This window comes from Actinophytocola sp. (assembly GCF_035712165.1).
GTDB lineage: Bacteria > Actinomycetota > Actinomycetes > Mycobacteriales > Pseudonocardiaceae > DASYTH01.
In genome coordinates this window covers 1-18,752 of the sequence record NZ_DASTBH010000482.1, presented here as the reverse complement: position 1 = coordinate 18,752, position 18,752 = coordinate 1, and the positions used below count along the sequence as shown (strand labels likewise).

18 protein-coding genes are annotated in these 18,752 nt (G+C 72.1%); 10 read left to right on the top strand and 8 right to left on the bottom strand.

What is annotated here, in order from left to right; translation table 11 throughout:
* Positions 1-1,051, top strand: a 1,051-nt coding sequence (locus VFO68_RS27280; protein WP_325161258.1) for a hypothetical protein, incomplete at its 5' end; no start/stop codon positions are given.
* A 3-nt stretch (positions 1,052-1,054) separates the two neighbouring features.
* On the opposite strand, the gene VFO68_RS27275 is transcribed toward VFO68_RS27280, so the two are convergent.
* From VFO68_RS27275 to VFO68_RS27250, 6 genes are all read right to left on the bottom strand, one after another.
* On the bottom strand, positions 1,055-1,450 hold the full coding sequence (locus VFO68_RS27275; protein WP_325161257.1) for a rhodanese-like domain-containing protein: 396 nt from the start codon (positions 1,448-1,450) through the stop codon (positions 1,055-1,057).
* Positions 1,447-2,016, bottom strand: coding sequence for a cysteine dioxygenase family protein (locus VFO68_RS27270; protein ID WP_325161256.1), 570 nt, complete (start codon positions 2,014-2,016; stop codon positions 1,447-1,449). Before VFO68_RS27270 ends, VFO68_RS27275 begins: the two co-directional genes overlap by 4 nt.
* 209 nt (positions 2,017-2,225) lie before the next feature.
* Positions 2,226-4,352 (bottom strand): glycogen debranching protein GlgX, encoded by a 2,127-nt coding sequence (gene glgX, locus VFO68_RS27265; protein ID WP_325161255.1) that lies wholly within the window; start codon positions 4,350-4,352, stop codon positions 2,226-2,228.
* A 50-nt stretch (positions 4,353-4,402) separates the two neighbouring features.
* The gene (locus VFO68_RS27260) at positions 4,403-5,011 is read right to left on the bottom strand and encodes a hypothetical protein (RefSeq protein WP_325161254.1); all 609 of its coding nucleotides are present in this window, start codon (positions 5,009-5,011) and stop codon (positions 4,403-4,405) included.
* The gene (locus VFO68_RS27255; RefSeq protein WP_325161253.1) at positions 5,008-6,276 is read right to left on the bottom strand and encodes a hypothetical protein; all 1,269 of its coding nucleotides are present in this window, start codon (positions 6,274-6,276) and stop codon (positions 5,008-5,010) included. Before VFO68_RS27255 ends, VFO68_RS27260 begins: the two co-directional genes overlap by 4 nt.
* The gene (locus tag VFO68_RS27250) at positions 6,273-6,644 is read right to left on the bottom strand and encodes a hypothetical protein (RefSeq protein WP_325161252.1); all 372 of its coding nucleotides are present in this window, start codon (positions 6,642-6,644) and stop codon (positions 6,273-6,275) included. Before VFO68_RS27250 ends, VFO68_RS27255 begins: the two co-directional genes overlap by 4 nt.
* A 79-nt stretch (positions 6,645-6,723) precedes the next feature.
* Here VFO68_RS27250 and VFO68_RS27245 point away from each other — a divergent pair, with 79 nt between their 5' ends.
* The 8 genes from VFO68_RS27245 (at position 6,724) to VFO68_RS27210 (ending at position 15,722) form a co-directional block, all read left to right on the top strand.
* Positions 6,724-8,907: an ATP-binding domain-containing protein gene (locus VFO68_RS27245; protein ID WP_414635587.1), complete on the top strand. Its 2,184-nt coding sequence runs from the start codon at positions 6,724-6,726 to the stop codon at positions 8,905-8,907.
* 51 nt (positions 8,908-8,958) lie between these two features.
* The gene (locus VFO68_RS27240; RefSeq protein ID WP_325161259.1) at positions 8,959-9,732 is read left to right on the top strand and encodes an ABC transporter ATP-binding protein; all 774 of its coding nucleotides are present in this window, start codon (positions 8,959-8,961) and stop codon (positions 9,730-9,732) included.
* 29 nt (positions 9,733-9,761) lie between these two features.
* A complete protein-coding gene (locus tag VFO68_RS27235; RefSeq protein WP_325161250.1) occupies positions 9,762-10,541 on the top strand; it encodes an enoyl-CoA hydratase/isomerase family protein in 780 nt (259 codons plus the stop codon).
* Positions 10,531-11,487: a class I SAM-dependent methyltransferase gene (locus VFO68_RS27230; RefSeq protein ID WP_325161249.1), complete on the top strand. Its 957-nt coding sequence runs from the start codon at positions 10,531-10,533 to the stop codon at positions 11,485-11,487. Before VFO68_RS27235 ends, VFO68_RS27230 begins: the two co-directional genes overlap by 11 nt.
* Positions 11,488-11,551: 64 nt before the next feature.
* Positions 11,552-12,703, top strand: coding sequence for a THUMP-like domain-containing protein (locus tag VFO68_RS27225; protein ID WP_325161248.1), 1,152 nt, complete (start codon positions 11,552-11,554; stop codon positions 12,701-12,703).
* 128 nt (positions 12,704-12,831) lie between these two features.
* Entirely contained in the window at positions 12,832-14,229 is a 1,398-nt protein-coding gene (locus VFO68_RS27220) for an APC family permease (RefSeq protein WP_325161247.1), read from the top strand.
* Positions 14,226-15,230: an acetamidase/formamidase family protein gene (locus VFO68_RS27215; protein ID WP_325161246.1), complete on the top strand. Its 1,005-nt coding sequence runs from the start codon at positions 14,226-14,228 to the stop codon at positions 15,228-15,230. Before VFO68_RS27220 ends, VFO68_RS27215 begins: the two co-directional genes overlap by 4 nt.
* 135 nt (positions 15,231-15,365) lie before the next feature.
* Positions 15,366-15,722, top strand: a complete 357-nt coding sequence (locus VFO68_RS27210) for a hypothetical protein (protein WP_325161245.1) — start codon at positions 15,366-15,368, stop codon at positions 15,720-15,722.
* Here VFO68_RS27210 and VFO68_RS27205 read toward each other — a convergent pair.
* Entirely contained in the window at positions 15,703-16,656 is a 954-nt protein-coding gene (locus VFO68_RS27205) for a nucleoside hydrolase (protein WP_325161244.1), read from the bottom strand. The two genes, VFO68_RS27210 and VFO68_RS27205, sit on opposite strands and share 20 nt — an antisense overlap.
* Before the next feature lie 35 nt (positions 16,657-16,691).
* Between VFO68_RS27205 and VFO68_RS27200 the strand changes: the two genes are divergently transcribed.
* Entirely contained in the window at positions 16,692-17,429 is a 738-nt protein-coding gene (locus VFO68_RS27200; RefSeq protein ID WP_325161243.1) for an acyltransferase, read from the top strand.
* A gap of 7 nt (positions 17,430-17,436) precedes the next feature.
* Here VFO68_RS27200 and VFO68_RS27195 read toward each other — a convergent pair whose 3' ends face one another.
* Complete coding sequence (locus VFO68_RS27195; RefSeq protein ID WP_325161242.1) at positions 17,437-18,690, bottom strand: glycosyltransferase family 4 protein; 1,254 nt, start codon at positions 18,688-18,690, stop codon at positions 17,437-17,439.
* Between the last annotated feature and the right edge of the window lie 62 nt (positions 18,691-18,752).

The window sequence follows — 18,752 nt, the reverse complement described above, 5'->3', positions numbered from 1 at the left end:
GCTGGCCGGGGCGGTGGCCGGGGTGTTCGTCGGACACGCCGGGTTACAGCTGGGCATGCTGGCCGGCGCGCTGTTGCTCGGCGTGCGGGTGCACCGGGTGGTGATCGGGGTGGGCCCGCGCTGCCTGGAGTGGGGCGGTGCGGCGCGGCCGGTGGTGCTGCGGGCGCTGCCGGTCCTGGTCTCGGTGTCGGTCGGGCCCGGCCGGTCCCCGGTCCGGCCGCGGCTGTGGGGCGCGGCGCTGTGCTCGGCCCTGGGTGGGGTGGCCGCGGCGGCGACCGTGACGGCCGCCGCGCGCGACAGCGGGAACCCCGTCACGCACGGGCTGGCGATCACCGCGGTCCTGGCGGTCGGGTACGGCCTGGTGCCGCGCAAGACCGCAGGCTCCACCTCGACCGGCTGGATGCTGCTGCGGCTGCACCGGCTCAGCCACCGCCAGGCGCAGCAACTCGAGGCCGCACCGCTGACCGGGCAGGCGATCGACGCGGCCCGCAACGGCGACCTGGCCACCGCCGAGCGGATGGCGTTGCGGCTGGCCAAGTCCTACCCCGACCTGCGCACCGCCCTCGCCGCGCGGATCGTGGTGCTGGAGGCGCAGGGCCGCTACGCCGAGGCGATGGTGCTCGCGGTCAAGCTCGCCTCCGAGCTCGACCAGGAGCCGGACGAGGCCGCGCGGTCCTTCGCCGCGCTGGCCGGGCTCGCCTGCACCACGGTCGAGGCCGGTCAGCTCGACTCGGAGCTCGGCCTGTCCACCGCCACCACGGCCCTGGACAACGCCGAGACGCTCGGCTATCCGAGCCACAAGCTCAACGGGTCGCGGGCACTGCTGGCGCTGCTGCGCGGCAACCTGGACCGGGCGATCTCGCTGGCCCGCCGGGCCGCCGGCACCGGTGACGACGTGCTCTGCCGCGCCGACGACCTGGCCACGCTCGCCCGCGCCCACATGGCCGCCGGCGACAACCGCACCGCCCGGGCGATCATCGGCGAGGCCGAGAAGCTGGTCCCGTGGTGGCCGCGGGTGGCCAAGACCCGCAGCCGCCTCGAGGTCTGCTGACCCTCAGGTGACCGCCGGGGTGGGGCCGGCGGCGGTGGGCAGGCCGGCGGCGTGCCAGGCGCGGTAGCCGCCGATGAGGTCGGTGGCGTGCCGCAGGCCGAGGGCCCGCAGGTCGCGGGCGGCCAGGCTGGAGGAGTAGCCCTCGTTGCACACCACGATCACGGTGGTGTCCTCGGTGAAACCGGGGATCCGGTGCTCGCCGCGCGGGTCGAGCCGCCATTCCAGGACGATCCGTTCGACCGGGACGGCGCCGGGGATCTCGCCCTCGGCGGCGCGGTTGGCGTGCGGGCGGATGTCCACGACAAGAGCGCCGTCGGCCTGTAACTCGGCGGCTCGCGCGGGGTCCACCCGGTCGAGGCCGGACCGTGCCTCGGCGAGCACCTCGTCGATTCTGCTCATGGCTCCACGGGTTCCAGTCGGAGTTCGGCGAGCGAACGCCGGGCGGGCAGCGGCGGGATCTCGTCCGGAATGTCGCGCAGGCTAACGTACTCGCGAGTGGGCACCAGCGGTGGCGAATACGCGTGCACGCTCGCCGCCCGCGCCGGTCCGAGGTTGCGCACCTGGTGCGCGCGGCCGGAGCCGAACCCGATCGAGACGCCGGTGCCGTGCGACTCCTGGCGGATCGGCCCGGACGGGTACCGGAAGGTCTCCGCCAGGTCCCCGAGCAGCACGGTGAACGCGCCTGCTGCGCCGCCGTGGTCGTGCGGCGCCGTGCCCTGTCCGGGCAGCCAGGACAGCAGCCACAGTTCGACCTCGTCGGTCAGCGCGAGCCGGGCCCACCACCGGTCCGGGCTGGCGAACCGCAGGATGTCCAGCAGCGGTCCGGTGAGCTCCACCGCGACGGCCGTGGTCAGGCCGCGCAGCTCGGTCGGCGTCCACAACGGACGCCGGGGGGCGAGCAGTTCGGCGAGGCGGGGTAGGCGGGCATGGTGGTGCAGGTCGATCTGGGCGACCGAAGCCGTCATCATTCGCTCCAGGTAAGGGTTTGCCAGAGAGGGTGCGAACGGCGCGGCACGAAGCCGGTCAGCTGAGCCGATCTCCGGGCCGCATGGCGGTACAGCCGCACGACGCCACCAGCAGCAGGTCGATCGCGCGGTCGCGCCAGCAGAACAGGTTCGGCGACCGGGTCATGGGCACGATCGTGGCATGGCCGTTGATCCGGGGGCCAGGCGTCTCAGGTGGTGGTACGGGTCGCGCGGTACACCAGCAGGGCTCGAGCGGGCAAGGTGATCATGTCGCCCGGCCGCAGCGGCGGGGTCGGGACGCCGGTGCCGACCCGCGAGGTGGTGTCCAGCACCGGCTCGAACCGCTCGCCGTAGTGGACGCTGGGCAGCACCACGTCGACCGGATGATCACCGGCGTGCAGCAGCAGCAGCCACGAGTCGTCCGGCACCTGCACGCCCTCCCGGTTCCGGGACAAACTCTGCGACCCGTCGATCCACATGCCGAGCGTGCGCCGCGAGTCGTCGAACCAGTCGGCGCCGGTCATCGGGTTGCCGTCCGGGCGGAACCACACCAGGTCCGGCTCGCCCGCATGGGTCGGCCGCCCGTCGAAGAACTGCGGCTGGCGTAACGCCGGGGACTCGGCGCGCAGCCGGGCGAGCCTTCTGGTGAACGCGAGCAGGTCCTCGGCCCGCTCCTCGGGCGTCCAGTCCACCCAGGACGTCTCGTCGTCCAGCACGTAGGGATTGTTGTTGCCGTGCTGGGTGCGCCACCGTTCGTCGCCCGCGCACAGCATCGGCGTGCCGGTGGACAGCAGCAGCGTGGCGAGCAGGTTGCGGGCCTGGCGGTCGCGCAGGGCGAGCACCGCCTCGTCGTCGGTCTCGCCCTCGACACCGCAGTTCCAGGACCGGTTGTCGTTGGTGCCGTCCCGCCCCTCCTCGCCGTTGGCCTCGTTGTGCTTTTCGTTGTAGGAGACCAGGTCGCGCAGGGTGAACCCGTCGTGCGCGGTGATGAAGTTGATCGAGGCCCAGGGCCGGCGGGTGTTGGCCGCGTACAGGTCCTCGGAGCCGGACAACCGGTAGGCCAGATCGCGCACGCCGACCCCGCCGCGCCAGAAGTCCCTTACCCCGTCCCGGAACCGCCCGTTCCACTCCGTCCACTGTGGGGCGAACTGGCCGATGCGGTAGCCGGCGGCGGTGGCGTCCCAGGGTTCGGCGATCAGCTTGCACCGGGCCAGCACCGGATCGCAGGTGATCGCGGTGAGCAGCGGCGAGTACGGGTCGAACCCGCCGCCGTGCGGCCGGCCCAGCGCCGTGGCCAGGTCCAGCCGGAAGCCGTCCACGCCCAGTTCGGTGGCGAAGTAGCGCATCGAGTCGGTGACCATCCGGACCACGGTCGGCGAGGCCGGGTTGAGCGTGTTGCCGCAGCCGGTCAGGTCGACGTCGAGGCCATGGGAGTCGAGCAGGTAGTAGGCGGGGGCGTCCAGGCCGCGCAGCGACAGCGTCGGACCGTCGATCCCGCCCTCGCAGGTGTGGTTGTAGACCACGTCGAGCAGCACCTCGATGCCGGCGGCGTGCAGGGCGGCGACCATGGTGCGGAACTCGGCGATCTCCCGGCCGGCAACGCTCGCGTAGCCGGGATGCGGGGCGAAGAAGCCGAGCGAGGCGTAGCCCCAGTAGTTGTGCCGGCCGCTGCGCAGCAGTTGCGGCTCGTCGACGAAGGCGTGCACCGGCAGCAGCTCGACGGCGGTCACGCCGAGCCGGACCAGGTAGTCCACGACGGACGGATGGGTCAGGCCGAGGTAGGTGCCGCGCTGGTGCGGCGGCACGTCCGGGTGGCGCATGGTGAAGCCGCGCACGTGCAGCTCGTAGATCAGGGTTTCCTCGAACGGGGTGTCCGGCTGGGTACCGGTGTCCGGACCGCCGGGCGAGGCCACCACGGACAGCGGCACGTGGCCGAGCGAGTCGACCGGGGACGGACCGCCGGTGATCGGGTGGTCGAGGTAGCCCAGCGCCTGATCGAGCTCCGGCCGGACCGGGGTGATCCGCCGGGCGTAGGGGTCGACCAGGATCTTGGCCGGGTTGCAGCGCACGCCGCGGACCGGGTCGTAGCGGCCGTGCACCCGGTAGCCGTAGCGCTGGCCGGGGGTCACGCCGGGGACCAGACCGTGCCAGATGCCGAAGGTGCGTTCGGTCAGCTCGACCCGCCGCTCGGTGCCGTCCTCGGCGATCAGGCACAGCTCGACCGCCTCCGCGGTGGACGAGCTCACCGCGAAGCGCACACCACCCGCCTCGGGATGGGCGCCGAGGGGGAACGGTCGGCCCGGCAGAACCGGTGCGGTCGAGGTCGGGAGCGCCACACGTACATCATTACCGGATCCCGCACGACCCGGCCGAACCCGTCCGCCGGTCAGAGGCGGTAGGTGTGGGTCTCGTAGGAGGGGTCGTCGGCGGGTGGGAGGTCCGGCGTGGCCTGGGCGGAGGCGACGAGCTGGGCGAAGAGAAGCTGGTGGACGGGCCAGCCCTCGGGGGAGGGGCTGGCCAGGGTGAGCAGGAGCATGCGGCCGGTGCCCGGTTCCGGGATGAAGGCCTGCAGCTGCAGGGCGAGCGGGCGGCGTTCGCGGGCCTGCTCCCGGCCGGGCACGCGGTGCACGATGACGGCGGGGCCCAGGCCGGTGTCGACGGTGATGGTCTCGCGCACGTCGGGCCCGCCGACGTCGTCGAGGGAGTCGCGGAGCTGTTCGGCGGTACCGGCCGACCACGAGGGCGGGACCTCCAGCACGGTGCCGGTGAGCAGCGCGGGGGCGGCGTCGGGCGGGGTGACCACGGCCATCATGAAGGCGCCGCCGGCCAGCGCCGCGTCGATCGCCTCGGTGGCCACCGCCTCCAGATCGGCGGCGGCGCCGTCGGGCGCGTCCCGCAGCTCTCCGATGATCGTGGCGAACTCCTGGACCGCTCGCTGCGGCTGCTCCAGCGGCAGCGAACGGACGGTGTCCGGGACGGCGAGGCGCATGGTCACTTGCCCTTGATCGTGTCGGTGGTCACCTTGATTCCGCTGTTCTCCAGCTGTGCCTGGGTCGGGTTGGCCAGGATCTTGAGCATCTCCAGCTCGCGCTTCTGCTCCAGGGTCAGCTTCGTGCCGGACGCCTCGATGGTCCGGGCGGTGGCGTCCACCGACTGCACGAACGCCTCGGCGGCGAGCTTGTCGTTGCCGCTGAGCACCTTGATCGCGCCGTCGGTGGCGACCTTCGCCCGCAGGGCCTGCGCCGGTCCGTACCGGCGGGCGAGCTGGAGGTACTCCTGCACGTGCCGGGCGTAGAGCGGCAGGCCGGCGGCGGTGAAGCCCTCGGCGGCGCCCTCCCGCAGTCCCTTCAGGCCGGTGCGCGCCCGGCCGGCCGCCAGGGTGGGCCGGGCCAGGCCCTTGAGGCCGCCGATCGCGCCGGAGGTGAACGTCCGGGCCGGCAGCGCCGAGAGCACCAGGTCGAGGTTGCCCGGCGCGTTGCGTGACCCGGCGGCCCGCTGTCCGAGGCCGGACACCAGGGCGATCCCGCCGGTGCCGGTGGCGACCGCGCCGAGCACGGCCGCGGCCGGCGCGCCCACCCCGGTGATCGCGAGCCCGGCGGCGGCCGCGGCGGTGGCTGCCGAGACGATCCCGGACACCTTGGACACCCCGTCCAGGGTCTGCACGTACCACGTGTCGTTCTCCGGCTTGAACGCGTCGTCCGGGCCGGAGCGGATCTTGTCCGCTGCCGCGTCGGCCTGCCGCTGGTGCTTGGCCCGCAGGCGGTTGGCCTCGTCGATCACCTTCTGCAGCGCGTCGTCGAGCTTCGCGCACCTGTCGACCGCAGCCAGGTAGGCGTCGAACCTGGCGTTGTACTGCGGGTTGCCGGTGTCCCTGGGGATCGCGCCCGCGGCCTGGCCCAGGGCGTCCTCGGCCGTCGCGATCTGGGCCTTGAGCTGCTTGGCCCGCCGCTCCAGGTCGTCGGCCTGGGCCTGGTTGGCGGCAAGCTGGCCGGCCCACACGCTCAGCGCCTCGGACACCGCCCCCATCGACTCGGCCCCCGAGCCCAGCGCCATCGGCAGATCGTCGCCGTGGTCGCTGAACTCCTCGGCCGCGCTGCCGCCCCACTCCGCGTCGTCGGTGATCTTGGCGGCCTCCTCCAGCCTGGGCAGCGTGGCCACGATCGTCTGCAACGCGGTGGCGATCGACAGCAGCGCGGTCTGCACGGCGCTCTTGTCGCCCTTGGCCGGGTCGAACCCCAGCGCGGGAAAGCTCCGGCTCAAGGCTGGCCTCCCCGGCCGGCCAGCAGCATGGCCGCGGCGCCGCGCAGCACGGTGAGCTGGGACTCGACGACCTTGCCCTCGGCCAGGCCGCGCATGCGTTCGGCGCCGAGTTGCTCGACGGTGGTGTAGTTGGCGACCGCGGAGCTCACGTTGCCGGCGATCGTGTCGATCTTGTCGGTCATCGCGCTCAGGTTGTCCCGCCACTGGCCGACGACCTCCTGCACCGCCGCGCCGATGTCGCCAGGCCCGAGGTCGCCCCCGCCGACCTCGAGCGCCGAGCACGCCCCCGCGACCTCGCCGGCCACGGCCCGCAGCTCGCCGACCCGGATCGCCAGTGCGGCGGTGTCGGCAACGTATCCCTGTCCCATGCCGGTGAGTAGATCGCCCGCGGCCGGGCTGGTGGTAGGCCGGCTGCGCGGACGGGCAAGACGGCTGCACGGCTTGACAATGCCGTACATAATAGAAAAACCGGCGCCATCGGTTAATCCGATAACACCGGGAAAGTGGATTGATCATAGCAGATGTGAGGATCACTTGTCAAACCCGGAATTGCCGGCCGAACGCGATTACGTGAGGTTTCTCTACGATCGGCTGGACGCCGAGCGGGCTCGGGCGTCCGCCGACCTCGCGCGAACGCTGCGGGACAGTTCGGCCGTCGACCCGGAGCTTCGCTGGCACCGGGAGGTCACCGCGCGGACACTGTCCGGCCAGGTGAACCGGCTGCGGGTGGCCGAGAGCGGGCTGTGTTTCGGCCGGATCGACGCCGCCGACGGCAGCCGGGCCTACATCGGCCGGATCGGCCTCTACGACGAGACGGCCGACTACGAACCGCTGTTAATGGACTGGCGGGCGCCAGCCTCCCGGCCATTCTACTGCGCCACCGGCGCACGTCCGGAAGGGCTCGTCCGGCGCCGGCATTTTCGCACAGCCGGGCGCCGGATCGTCGATTTCCACGACGATTTACTGGACGTGAACGCGGCGAATGGCGCGGACACCTCGCTGCTGGCCGCGCTCAACGCGCCGCGCGAGCAGACCATGCGCGACATCGTGGCGACCATCCAGGCCGAGCAGGACGAGATCATCCGGCTGGCGCACGGCGGGCTGGTGGTGATCGACGGCGGACCGGGCACCGGCAAGACCGCCGTGGCCCTGCACCGGGTCGCCTACCTGCTCTACCACCAGCAGGACCGGATGTCCCGGTCCGGCGTGCTGATCATCGGCCCGAACCCGGAGTTCCTGCGCTACATCGGCGGCGTGCTGCCCTCGCTCGGCGAGACCGACGTGGTGTTCGCCACCCCGGGCGAGCTGTGGCCGGGCCTGGCCGCGACCGCCGAGGAGCGGCCGGAGATCCGGCGGCTCAAGGGTTCGGTCACCATGATCGACGTGCTGGCGGCGGCCATCGCCGACCGGCAGGAACTGCCCGAGGACCCGGTCGAGATCGCGCTGTCCGACGTGACCGTCACGCTGGACTGGTTCCTCGTCGCCAAGGCGCGGGACCAGGCCCGGGCGACCGGCCTGCGGCACAACCAGGCCCGGGCGACGTTCGCCGCCGAACTGATCGAGGCGCTGACCCGGCAGGCTGTCGATCTCATCGACCCGGACCTCTACGACATGCTCGCCGCCGACGTCCGGGCCGACCTGACCGCCGACCCGGACGTGGCCGCGGTGGTGGAGCGGCTGTGGCCGGCGCTGACCCCGGAGCGGCTGCTGCGCGAGCTGTTCGCCTCCCCGGCCCGGCTGGCGATCGCCCGGGCGCCCGCCGCCCTGTACCGGCCGGCCGGGCACGACTGGACGGTGTCCGACGTGGCGCTGCTGGACGAGGCGGCCGAGCTGCTCGGGCCGTCGGCGCAGGAGGCCGACGCCGGTGAGCTCGACGAGGTCGCCTACGCCGAGGGCGTGCTGGAGATCCTCGACACCGACGAGGACCCGGACGAGGAGCTGCTGCGGGCCGTCGACCTGATCGACGCGAAGCGGCTGGCCGAGCGGTACGAGGAGCGCGACCACCGGTCGCTGGCCGAGCGGGCGGCGGCCGACCGGAACTGGGCCTACGGGCACGTGGTGGTCGACGAGGCGCAGGAACTGTCCGAGATGGACTGGCGGGTGGTGATGCGGCGCTGCCCGAGCCGGTCGATCACGGTGGTCGGCGACCTGGCCCAGCGCGAGTCGCCGGCCGGCGCCCGGTCCTGGGCGCAGATGCTCGGGTCGTTCGTGGCGGACCGGTGGGTGCACCGCAGGCTGAGCGTGAACTACCGCACCCCGGCGGAGATCATGGAGCTGGCCGTGCGGGTGGTGCCCGGGGTCGCGGCGCCGGTCTCGGTGCGCCGGACCGGGGTGCGCCCGTGGATCCGGCGGGTCGAGCCGGGTGAGCTGGAGGACGCGGTGCGGCGGGCGGTCAAGGAGGCCGGCGACGGCACGGTCGCGGTGATCGCCGCGCCCGGTCACGCGCTGGACGTGCCCCGCACCGTGCTCACCCCGCGCGCGGCCAAGGGCCTGGAGTTCGACACGGTGGTCGTGGTGGAGCCCGGCCTGATCGACTCGCCCGCCGATCTGTACGTGGCACTCACCAGGGCCACCCAGCGGCTGGGCATCGTGCACGCCGAGTCGCTGCCCGCGGCGTTGCGTGTCGAATAGGCGTGTTGAATAGGCGCTGTGGAACCGGTTGACGACGACCTTGTGGTTCGGATGGTGGACGTCGGCGTCCGCCGGGGCCAGACCAACCTGCTCGCTGGGCTGACCTGGCAGGCGGAGCTGGACGAGCGCTGGGTCGTGCTCGGCGCGAACGGGGCCGGCAAGACCACCCTGCTGCGCCTGGCCGCGGCCGAGCTGCACCCGACCACCGGCACGGTCGACGTGCTCGGCGAGCGGCTGGGCCGGGTGGACGTGTTCGAGCTGCGGCCGCGCATCGGGTTCTGCTCGGCGGCGCTGCTCGGCCGGGTGCCGGGCGAGGAGAAGGTCGCCGACGTGGTGGTCAGTGCCGGCTACGCGGTGCTGGGCCGGTGGCGGGAGGCCTACGACGGCACCGACACCGGCCGCGCCGCCGACCTGATGAAGGCGCTCGGCGTCGCGCACCTGGGCGAGCGCCGGTTCGGCACATTGTCCGAAGGGGAGCGCAAGCGGACCCTGATCGCCCGGGCCCTGATGACCGACCCGGAGCTGTTGCTGCTCGACGAGCCGGCGGCCGGGCTGGACCTGGGCGGCCGCGAGGACCTGGTGGCCCGGCTGGCCGAGCTGGCCGCCGATCCGGACGCGCCGGCCACGATCCTGGTCACCCATCACGTCGAGGAGATCCCGCCCGGGTTCACCCACCTGCTGCTGCTGGCCGAGGGCGGCGTGGTCGCGCAGGGACTGATCACCGACGTGCTGACCAGCGAGAACCTGTCAGCCACGTTCGGTCAGCAGCTCGAGGTGCGACGGCTGGGCGACCGGTACTTCGCCAGTCGTCGTACCGGCGAGTAACCTGCGGCGCAAACCTAGAGGAGGCACGTGTGGGTGAGTTCGTTCGGCTCGAGGTCGAGGACGGTGTGGGCACCATCCGGTTGGATCGCCCGCCCATGAACGCGCTCAACAAGCAGGTGCAGGAGGAGATCCGGGCCGCGGCGCGGGAGGCGGCCGACCGGGCCGACGTCCGGGCCGTCATCGTCTACGGCGGACAGAAGGTGTTCGCGGCCGGCGCGGACATCAAGGAGATGGCCGACATGTCCTATGTGGACATGGCGGAGCGGGCCGGGGCGCTGTCCTCGTCGTTCGCCGCGGTGGCGGAGATCCCGAAGCCCACCGTCGCGGCGGTCACCGGCTACGCGCTCGGCGGCGGGCTGGAGCTGGCGCTGTGCTGCGACCGGCGGATCGCCGGCGACAACGCCAAGGTGGGCCAGCCGGAGATCCTGCTCGGCATCATCCCCGGCGCCGGCGGGACTCAGCGCCTGGCCCGGCTGATCGGCCCGAGCAAGGCCAAGGACATCGTCTACACGGGACGGTTCGTCGAGGCCGGTGAGGCGCTGTCGCTGGGCGTCGTGGACGAGGTGGTCGCCCCGGACGACGTGTACGAGGCGGCGCTGCGCTGGGCCCGGCAGTTCGTGACCGGTCCGGCCCGGGCGTTGGCCGCGGCCAAGGCGGCCATCGACACCGGCCTGGACACCGACCTGGCCACCGGCCTGAAGGTGGAGAGCCAGGTGTTCGCGGCGCTGTTCGCCACCGAGGACCAGAAGACCGGGATGCGGTCGTTCGTCGAGAACGGGCCGGGGAAGGCGACGTTCAGTGGCAAGTGATCCCGCTCCGAACCCCCATGCCTCGGCCGAGGAGGTCGAGGCGGCACGGTCGGATCTGAAGCTGGCCAACGTGCTCTACCACGACTGGGAGGCCGACACCTACGACGAGAAGTGGTCGATCTCCTACGACGAGCGGTGCATCGACTACGCCGTCGGGCGGTTCCGGGCGGTGGCCGGAGAGCGGGACTGGCCCTACGAGCACGCCATGGAACTGGGCTGTGGCACCGGGTTCTTCCTGCTCAACCTGATGCAGGGTGGCGTGATCAAGAAGGGCTCGGTGACCGACCTGTCGCCGGGCATGGTCCGCGTCGCGCTGCGCAACGCCGCCGGGCTGGGCCTGGACGTGGACGGCCGGGTGGCCGACGCCGAGCGCATCCCCTACGAGGACGACACGTTCGACCTGGTGGTCGGGCACGCGGTGCTGCACCACATCCCGGACCTGCCGGCGGCGTTCGCCGAGGTGCTGCGGGTGCTCAAGCCGGGCGGGCGGTTCGTGTTCGCCGGCGAGCCGACCAGGGTCGGCGACTGGTACGCCCGCCGGCTCGGCCGGATCGTCTGGTGGCTGACCACCAATATCACCAAGCTGGAGCCGTTGCGGGAATGGCGGCGCCCGCAGAGTGAGCTGGACGAGTCGTCCCGGGCGGCCGCGCTGGAGGCGATCGTCGACATCCACACCTTCGACCCCACCGCGCTGGAGAACCTGGCCCGGGCCGCCGGCGCGCGCGAGGTCAAGGCCCACACCGAGGAGCTGTCCGCCGCGCTGTTCGGCTGGCCGGTGCGCACCTTCGAGGCCGCCGTGCCACCCGAGAAGCTCGGCCTGCGCTGGAAGCTCTTCGCCTACAAGTCGTGGCTGCGGCTTTCCTGGCTGGACGAGAACGTGCTGCGCCGCGTCGCCCCGCGCGAGCTGTTCTACAACGTGATGATCACCGGCACCAAGACCTCGTGAGCGAGCTTGCGAGCGAACCGTTGAACACTGCCCCGACGCCGAGCTTGCGAGGCGATGGGGTTTTGTGAGCTATCAGTTCTCGCTCGACGACGTTTCCTATCTGACCGGCGCGGCGGCCGAGATCGCCGAGGTCGGCCGGTTGCCGCTGACCGGCGCGTCCTATCTGGCGGATGTGCGCACCGCGCGGGAGCTGCTCGGCGAGCGGGCCGGCGCCGTGCTGGAGACCGTGCTGCTGCGTCGCCGAGCTTCGGCCAAAGTGGACGATCCGGACCGGTGGTTGTTCACCGACGCGGCGGTGCAGCAGGCCACCCCGGCGGCGGTCGCCCGGCGCCGTGCGGCCCGGTTCGCCGGGCGGGACGTGCACGACGTGACCTGTTCAGTTGGCGTGGACCTCGCGGCGCTGGCCGAGGTGGCCGGCCGGTGCCTGGGCTCGGATCTCGATCCGGTGCGGCTGGCGATGGCGGCGCACAACTGCCCGGGGGTGGCGCTGGCGCTGGCGGACGCGCTGCATCCGGTGAGCCGGGACGCCGCGGTGTTCGCCGACCCCGGGCGCCGGGACGCGGCGGGACGCAGGCGCTGGCGGCCGGCGGACTTCACGCCGCCGCTGGACGAGTTGGCGCAGACCTACCGGGGCCGCGACCTGGCGGTGAAATGCGCGCCCGGGATCGACTTCGCGGACGTGCCGTGGGCCGGCGAGGTGGAGATCGTCTCGTTGGACGGCCAGGTGCGGGAGGCCTGCCTGTGGCGGGGATCGTTCGCCACGGTGGCCCGCCGAGCCACCGTGCTCCGCACTTCTGGTCCACAGTGGACGATCACGGACGCCGAACCGGACGACTGCCCGGTCCGCCCGCCCGGCGAGTGGATCGTCGATCCGGACGGCGCCGTGGTGCGGGCCGGGCTGGTCCGGCACTACGCGGCCCGGCACGGGCTCGGCCAGTTGGACGAACGGATCGCCTACCTCTCCGGCGACGCCCCACCGTCCGGCATCCGGGCATTTCGGATACTCGAGCACGGCCACTACTCCGAGAAGTCGCTGCGCGCCGCACTCCGCCTGCTCCACGTCGGCCGGGTGGAGATCCTCGTGCGCGGCCTGGACGTGGACCCCAACAAGCTGCGCCCCCGCCTGCGCCTGTCCGGCGATGCCGAGGTTTCCGTGGTTCTGACCAGAATCGGCCGAACTCCCACCGCCTTCATCTGCTCGGCCGAGCGCACCTGACCCCCCGGCGAGTCCCCACTTCCAGCCCGGCGAGTTCCCCATTCGTGCACATCGGCGGGATGACCTGACCCCATCTGATCCACCTAGGTGTCTTCCGCCTGGCACGCCCGGGTGCTCTAATGCCGGCCATGTCCGAGCAGAACGACCAGACCGTCGAGCAGTTCGGCTACCGGCAGGAGCTCAAACGATCACTTTCGTTCTGGGACCTGCTGATCTACGGACTGATCTTCATGGTGCCGATCGCCCCGTTCGGGATCTTCGGCAGCGTTTTCAACGCCTCGGGCGGCATGGTCGCCCTGGCCTACGTGATCGGTGCGGTGGGCATGGTGTTCACCGCCGTCTCCTATGCCCAGATGTCCAAGGCGTTTCCGCTGGCCGGATCGGTGTACTCCTACGCGGGCCGGGGAATCGCACAGCCGGTCGGCTTCATCGCCGGCTGGCAGATCCTGCTCGACTACATCCTGGTTCCGGCGCTGCTCTACATCGTTTCCGGAATCGCCATGCACTCCCTGGTGCCGGCGATTCCGGTGGGGGTGTGGGTGGTCGGGTTCGTCGTGCTGAACACCGCGATCAACTACTTCGGCATCGAGCTCACCGCGCGCACCAACCGGGTCATCCTGGTCGCCGAACTGATCGTGCTGGCGCTGTTCCTGGTGATCGGAATCGCCGCGCTGGCCAGCGGGAAGGCGAGCGGGGACTTCATCAGCCCGCTGTTCAACTCCGAGACCTTCACCGTCGGGCTGATCTTCGGTGCGGTATCCGTTGCGGTGCTGAGCTTCCTGGGTTTCGACGCGATCTCCACGCTGTCCGAGGAGAACCGCGAGGGAGCCGGCCAGGTGGCCAGGGCGACGATCGGCTCGCTGATCGTCGTGGCCGTGCTGTTCGTGGTGCAGACCTGGGTGGCCGCGCTGCTGGTGCCGGACCGGGAAACCCTGCTCGCCGACGGTGATCCGGAGGGGACCGCGTTCTACCGCGCGGCAGAGGCCGCCGGCGGGCACTGGCTCTACGTGGTCACCGCCGTCGCGACCGCGGTCGCCTGGGGCTTCGCCAACGCCCTCGTCGCGCAGGCGGCGACCAGCAGGGTGCTGTACTCGATGGCCCGGGACCGGCAACTGCCCCGGTTCCTCGCCTGGGTGCATCCGACCTACCGGGTGCCGGAGTACGCCACGTTCGCCGTCGCGGCGATCACCCTGGTGGTGGGGATCGCGATGACGTCCCGGGAGGACTACGGGCTGACGCTGCTCACCACCCTGGTCAACTTCGGTGCGCTGACCGCGTTCCTGCTGCTGCACGTCGCGGTGGTCGTGCACTACCTGATCCGCAGGCGCAGCCGGGACTACCTGCGCCACCTCGTCGTTCCGGTGTGCGGGCTGGTGATCCTCGGCTACGTCGTGATCAAGGCGAACCTGGCCGCGCAGGTGGTCGGGCTGACCTGGCTCGGGGTCGGCCTGGTGATCATGCTGGTGCTGGTGTTCACCGGACGCACGCCCAGGCTGTCCGAGCCGGAGCGGGAGGAGATCTCATGACCCTCATCGAGTACCGGCCGGAGCCGGGCGAGTTCTGCTGGACCTTCGGCGGCGCCCCGCCGGTGCGCAAGGTCCGGCCCGGCGACGTGATCTCGCTGTGGACCGAGGACTGTTTCGCCGGAAAGGTGCGCACCGAACGGGATCTGGCCTCGCAGGTGTGCGAGTTCCCGTTCCTCAACCCGCAGACCGGGCCGTTCGCCGTCGAGGGGGCCAAGCCGGGAGACACGCTGGCCCTGCACTTCGTGTCGATCGAGCCGGCCCGGGACACCGGCGCCGCCACCACGCTGCCGTTCTTCGGCGCGCTCACCTCCGACGCCTACACCGCGACGCTGCAGGACCCGCTGCCCGAACTGGTCTGGATCTACGAACTGGACAACGCCAAACGAACGGTGACCTACCACGCCAAGAGCGCGGATCTCACCATCGAGCTACCGATGGACCCGATGCACGGCACCGTCGGCGTGGCGCCCCCCTCGTTCGAGGCGCGCTCGGCGCTGGTGCCGGACAACCACGGCGGCAACCTGGACAGCCCGGAGATGCGGGCCGGCGTCACCGCCTACTTCGGGGTGAACGTGGAGGGTGCGCTGTTCTCCCTCGGCGACGGGCACGCGCGGCAGGGCGAGGGCGAGGCGTGCGGCACCGGGGTCGAGGTGGCCATGAACACGGTCGTGATCGTGGACCTGATCCCCGGCGTGATGACCCTGTGGCCGCGGCTGGAGTCCGACACGCACCTGATGAGCATCGGCGCCGCCCGGCCGCTGGAGAACGCCTACCGGGTGGCCCAGGTGGACATGACCGGCTGGCTCGCCGAGCTGTGCGGAGTCGACCGGATGGACGCCTATCAGCTCGTCGCGCAGGCCGCGCTCACACCGGTCGCGCAGGTGTGCAACCCCGTTTACACGGTGACCAGCAAAATGGACAAGAGCTTTCTTCCGAGCCTGTCGGCCTACCGGGACACCCACACGAAACTGCGTGAGCTCGGCGGAAACCTTTCCCTTTGATGACGTTTAAACGTGGTCCATTCGGCCATTCGTGCGGCTCGCGCGTGTGCTGAACGCACCACTATGCCCGCCCGTCGTCTTTCTGCGTGTCCGGGTGTTTGCTGCGCGGATCGGTGGGGAAGGCTGCGAGTCGAGATGAACATCGAACAGGGAATCAAGGAGCTGCGCGGCCGCGGATTCGTGTTCCAGACGGTGTCTGACGAGTCTGGGGACCTGTGCGTGCTGGTCGGCACGTACGGCTGGCCGGACTGCTACGACCGGCTGCACATCTGGGGCGAGGACGATGCGGTGGCCGCCCGGATGGTGCCCGGGTTCCGGCCGGGGTCGGACGACGTGCTGTGGAGCTTCGAGGACGGCGCCCTCGGCGTGATCCAGGCTCTGCTGGACCTGCCGGCGCCGGACCAGCACGGGGCGCCCCGGCTGGCCAGACGGGCGCCGGACGGTCTGTGGCTGCCGCCGTCGGTGGCCAGGGCTAGCGCGCGAGCCGGCTGAGCAGGTACTCGAGGACCGCGTCGACGTCGGTCTCTACCGCGATGTCCAGCGCCCGGGCCAGCTTCGAACCGAACGTGGCGACGATCTCCGGCTCGCGCCGGTCGGCGATCAGCGCGCCGCGGCTCGGGCCGAACGCGCAGTCCACCTCCACCGGGTAGCTCCTGGTCCGCAGCAGGCCGGGGCGGATCGCCTCGGCGACCGCGATGGCGTCGTGCAGGATCGTGCACTCCTTGCCGAAGAACGCCGTGTAGTGCGCCACGTAGTCGGTGGTGAACCCGACCAGCGTCTCGCCGAGCGGGCCGGACGCGGCCAGCCGGTCCAGCCAGGGCCGCTGCACCATGCACTGGAAGGTCAGGTCGATCGGCACCAGCACGGTCGGGATCCGCTCCTCGACCAGGACCCGGCGGGCCGCCTCCGGATCGCTCCACAGGTTGAACTCGGACACCGCCGTGGTGTTGCCGCCGGAGATCGCGCCGCCCATCACCACCAGCCGCTCGATCTTGCCGCGCAGGCTGGGGTAGGCGCCGAGCAGCAGCGCGATGTTGGTCAGCGGTCCGATCGGGGCGATCGTGACCGGCTCGTCCGCCTCGGCGAGCAGCCTGGCCATCAGCCCGACCGCGTCCAGTTCGGACACCTCGTTCGGTCCCGGCGCCAGCAGGTGCGCGCGGCCGGACAGACCGTCGCTGCCGTGCACCCGGTCGGCCTCGTGCTCCTGCGGGTAGACCAGCGGCCGGTCGGCCCCGGCGGCCACCGGCACGTCGGTGCGTCCGCACAGCGCGAGCAGCCGCAGCGCGTTGCGGGTGGTGGTCTCCAGCGAGGCGTTGCCGAACACCGTGGTCACCGCCAGCAGGTCCACCTCGGGGCTCGCGCAGGCCAGGGCGATCGCGAAGGCGTCGTCCACGCCCGGGTCGGTGTCGATGATCAGCGACGTCATGCCGGCGAGGCTAGCTGGTGGGCTACCGTTCGGGCATGACCACGATGTGGGGCTCGCCCATGTCCGACCGCTGGCGCCGGTCGCGGCGGGACCCGGAGCAGGCCAGGTTCCTCACCCTCGCCTCGCTGCGCTGGGTGATCCGCAACCGCGCCTGGCGGCCCTGGTACCTGGTGCGGTATTGGCGGCTGCTGCGGTTCCGGCTGGCCAACCCGCACATCATCCTGCGCGGCATGGTGTTCCTCGGCAAGCACGTGGAGATCCACTGCCGGCCCGGCTACGGGCGGATGGAGATCGGCCGCTGGGTGCACATCGGGGACGGCAACGCCATCCGCTGCCACGAGGGGTCGCTGCGGATCGGCGACAAGGCGGTGTTCGGCCGGCAGAACGTGATCAACTGCTACCTCGACATCGAACTGGGCGACGCCGCGCTGGTGGCCGACTGGGTCTACATCTGCGACTTCGACCATGTGATCGCCGACATCGGCGTGCCGATCAAGGACCAGGGCATCGTGAAGGCGCCGGTGCGGATCGGCCCGGACACCTGGCTCGGCACGAAGGTCTCGGTGCTGCGCGGCTCCCGGATCGGGCGCGGCGCGGTGGTCGGCGCGCACGCGATCGTGCGCGGCGACATCCCGGACTATGCGATCGCGGTCGGCGCCCCGGCCCGGGTGGTGCGCGACCGGCTGGCCGACTACGAGGCCGACGCCGAGCACCGGGCCGCCATCGCCGACATGTCCCGCAAGGCCGACGAGGCGCTGCAGAAGCGCCAGTAACCGGCCCTCAGGCGGTGAAGGCGTTGCCGGAGGCGATCTTCGGCCGGCCCAGCGGGGGAATGTCGCGCACCTCGGTCCGCCGGTACACCTCGGCGGTCGCGGCGGCGATCTTGCGCCAGTCGAAGTCCTCGGCCCGGCGTGCTTTGGCCCGCCGGGCCCGGCGGTCGGCGGCCACCGGGTCGTCCAGCACCGCGCGCACCGCCTCGGCGAGCCCGGCCACGTCGCCCGGGGTGAACGACAGCCCGGTCTCGCCGTCGATCACCACCTCGCCGAGCCCCCCGGTCGCGGCGGCCACCAGCGGCGCGCCGGCCGCCGCCGCCTCCAGCGCCACGATCCCGAACGGCTCGTACCGGCTGGGCAGCACCACGACGTCGGCCGCGGCCAGGCAGGCGACCAGTTCCCGGTCGGGCAGGTGCCCGACGAACCGCACCGACCGCGCCACCCGGAGCTTGCGGGCCTGGTTGGCCAGCGCCGGGCCCTGCCGGCCGCGTCCGGCCACCACCAGCCGGGTGCCGGGGTGGGTGCGCCGGACCCGGGGCAGCGCGGCGATCAGGTCGTGCACGCCCTTCTCCCACTCCAGCCGGCCGAAGAACGCGATCAGCGGCTCGCCGCGCGGGCTGTGGCGCCTGCGGGACTGCCGGACCAGTTCCGGCGGCACCCGCCAGCCGCGTGGCTCGATCCCGTTGTGGATCACCGCGATGCCCTCGGCGTCCACCTCGAACAGGTGCGCCGTCTCCGCCCGCATGGCCGCCGAGCAGGTGATCAGCGCGTCGGCCCGGTTCGCCAGCCACCACTCCACCGAGTGAATCTGCTGGTTGAGCGGCGCGGACAGCCAGCCGCTGTGCCGGCCGGCCTCGGTGGCGTGGAACGTGGCCACCAGCGGCACCCCGGCCTGCTCGGCCAGCGCGATCGCCGGATGGGTGACCAGCCAGTCGTGCGCGTGCACCACGTCCGGCCGCCAGCCGCGCAGCAGCGCGAACCCGGCGCGGACCATCGCGTGCCCCATCGCCAGCGTCCAGGCCACCAGGTCCTTCTCGAACACCAGGTGGGTCGGGTCCTCGGCGACCCGGATCAGCCGCACGCCCTCGTGCGTGCTGCGCTGCGTCGGGTGGGTCAGCGCGTCGGTTCCGGCCTCGTGCCGGCACAGCACCACGACCTCGTGGCCCTGCTCGGCGAGGTGGGTGGCCAGCGCGTGCACGTGCCGGCCCAGCCCGCCGACCACGACCGGCGGGTACTCCCAGGACAGCATCAGGACGCGCATGACGTGAGTGATCCTCGCACCAGGGTCGGCAGGGCACGTGCGTCGAGGTGTCCGAAAAGCCC

Excerpts from the sequence above, each read along its gene's own strand:
- VFO68_RS27195 (WP_325161242.1), bottom strand. The coding sequence starts at position 18,690 with ATGCGCGTCCTGATGCTGTCCTGGGAGTACCCGCCGGTCGTGGTCGGC.
- VFO68_RS27250 (WP_325161252.1), bottom strand. The coding sequence starts at position 6,644 with ATGGGACAGGGATACGTTGCCGACACCGCCGCACTGGCGATCCGGGTC.
- VFO68_RS27240 (WP_325161259.1), top strand. The coding sequence starts at position 8,959 with ATGGTGGACGTCGGCGTCCGCCGGGGCCAGACCAACCTGCTCGCTGGG.
- VFO68_RS27205 (WP_325161244.1), bottom strand. The coding sequence starts at position 16,656 with ATGACGTCGCTGATCATCGACACCGACCCGGGCGTGGACGACGCCTTC.
- VFO68_RS27270 (WP_325161256.1), bottom strand. The coding sequence starts at position 2,016 with ATGACGGCTTCGGTCGCCCAGATCGACCTGCACCACCATGCCCGCCTA.
- VFO68_RS27200 (WP_325161243.1), top strand. The coding sequence starts at position 16,692 with ATGACCACGATGTGGGGCTCGCCCATGTCCGACCGCTGGCGCCGGTCG.
- VFO68_RS27275 (WP_325161257.1), bottom strand. The coding sequence starts at position 1,450 with ATGAGCAGAATCGACGAGGTGCTCGCCGAGGCACGGTCCGGCCTCGAC.
- VFO68_RS27215 (WP_325161246.1), top strand. The coding sequence starts at position 14,226 with ATGACCCTCATCGAGTACCGGCCGGAGCCGGGCGAGTTCTGCTGGACC.
- VFO68_RS27245 (WP_414635587.1), top strand. The coding sequence starts at position 6,724 with ATGCCGTACATAATAGAAAAACCGGCGCCATCGGTTAATCCGATAACA.
- VFO68_RS27220 (WP_325161247.1), top strand. The coding sequence starts at position 12,832 with ATGTCCGAGCAGAACGACCAGACCGTCGAGCAGTTCGGCTACCGGCAG.
- VFO68_RS27210 (WP_325161245.1), top strand. The coding sequence starts at position 15,366 with ATGAACATCGAACAGGGAATCAAGGAGCTGCGCGGCCGCGGATTCGTG.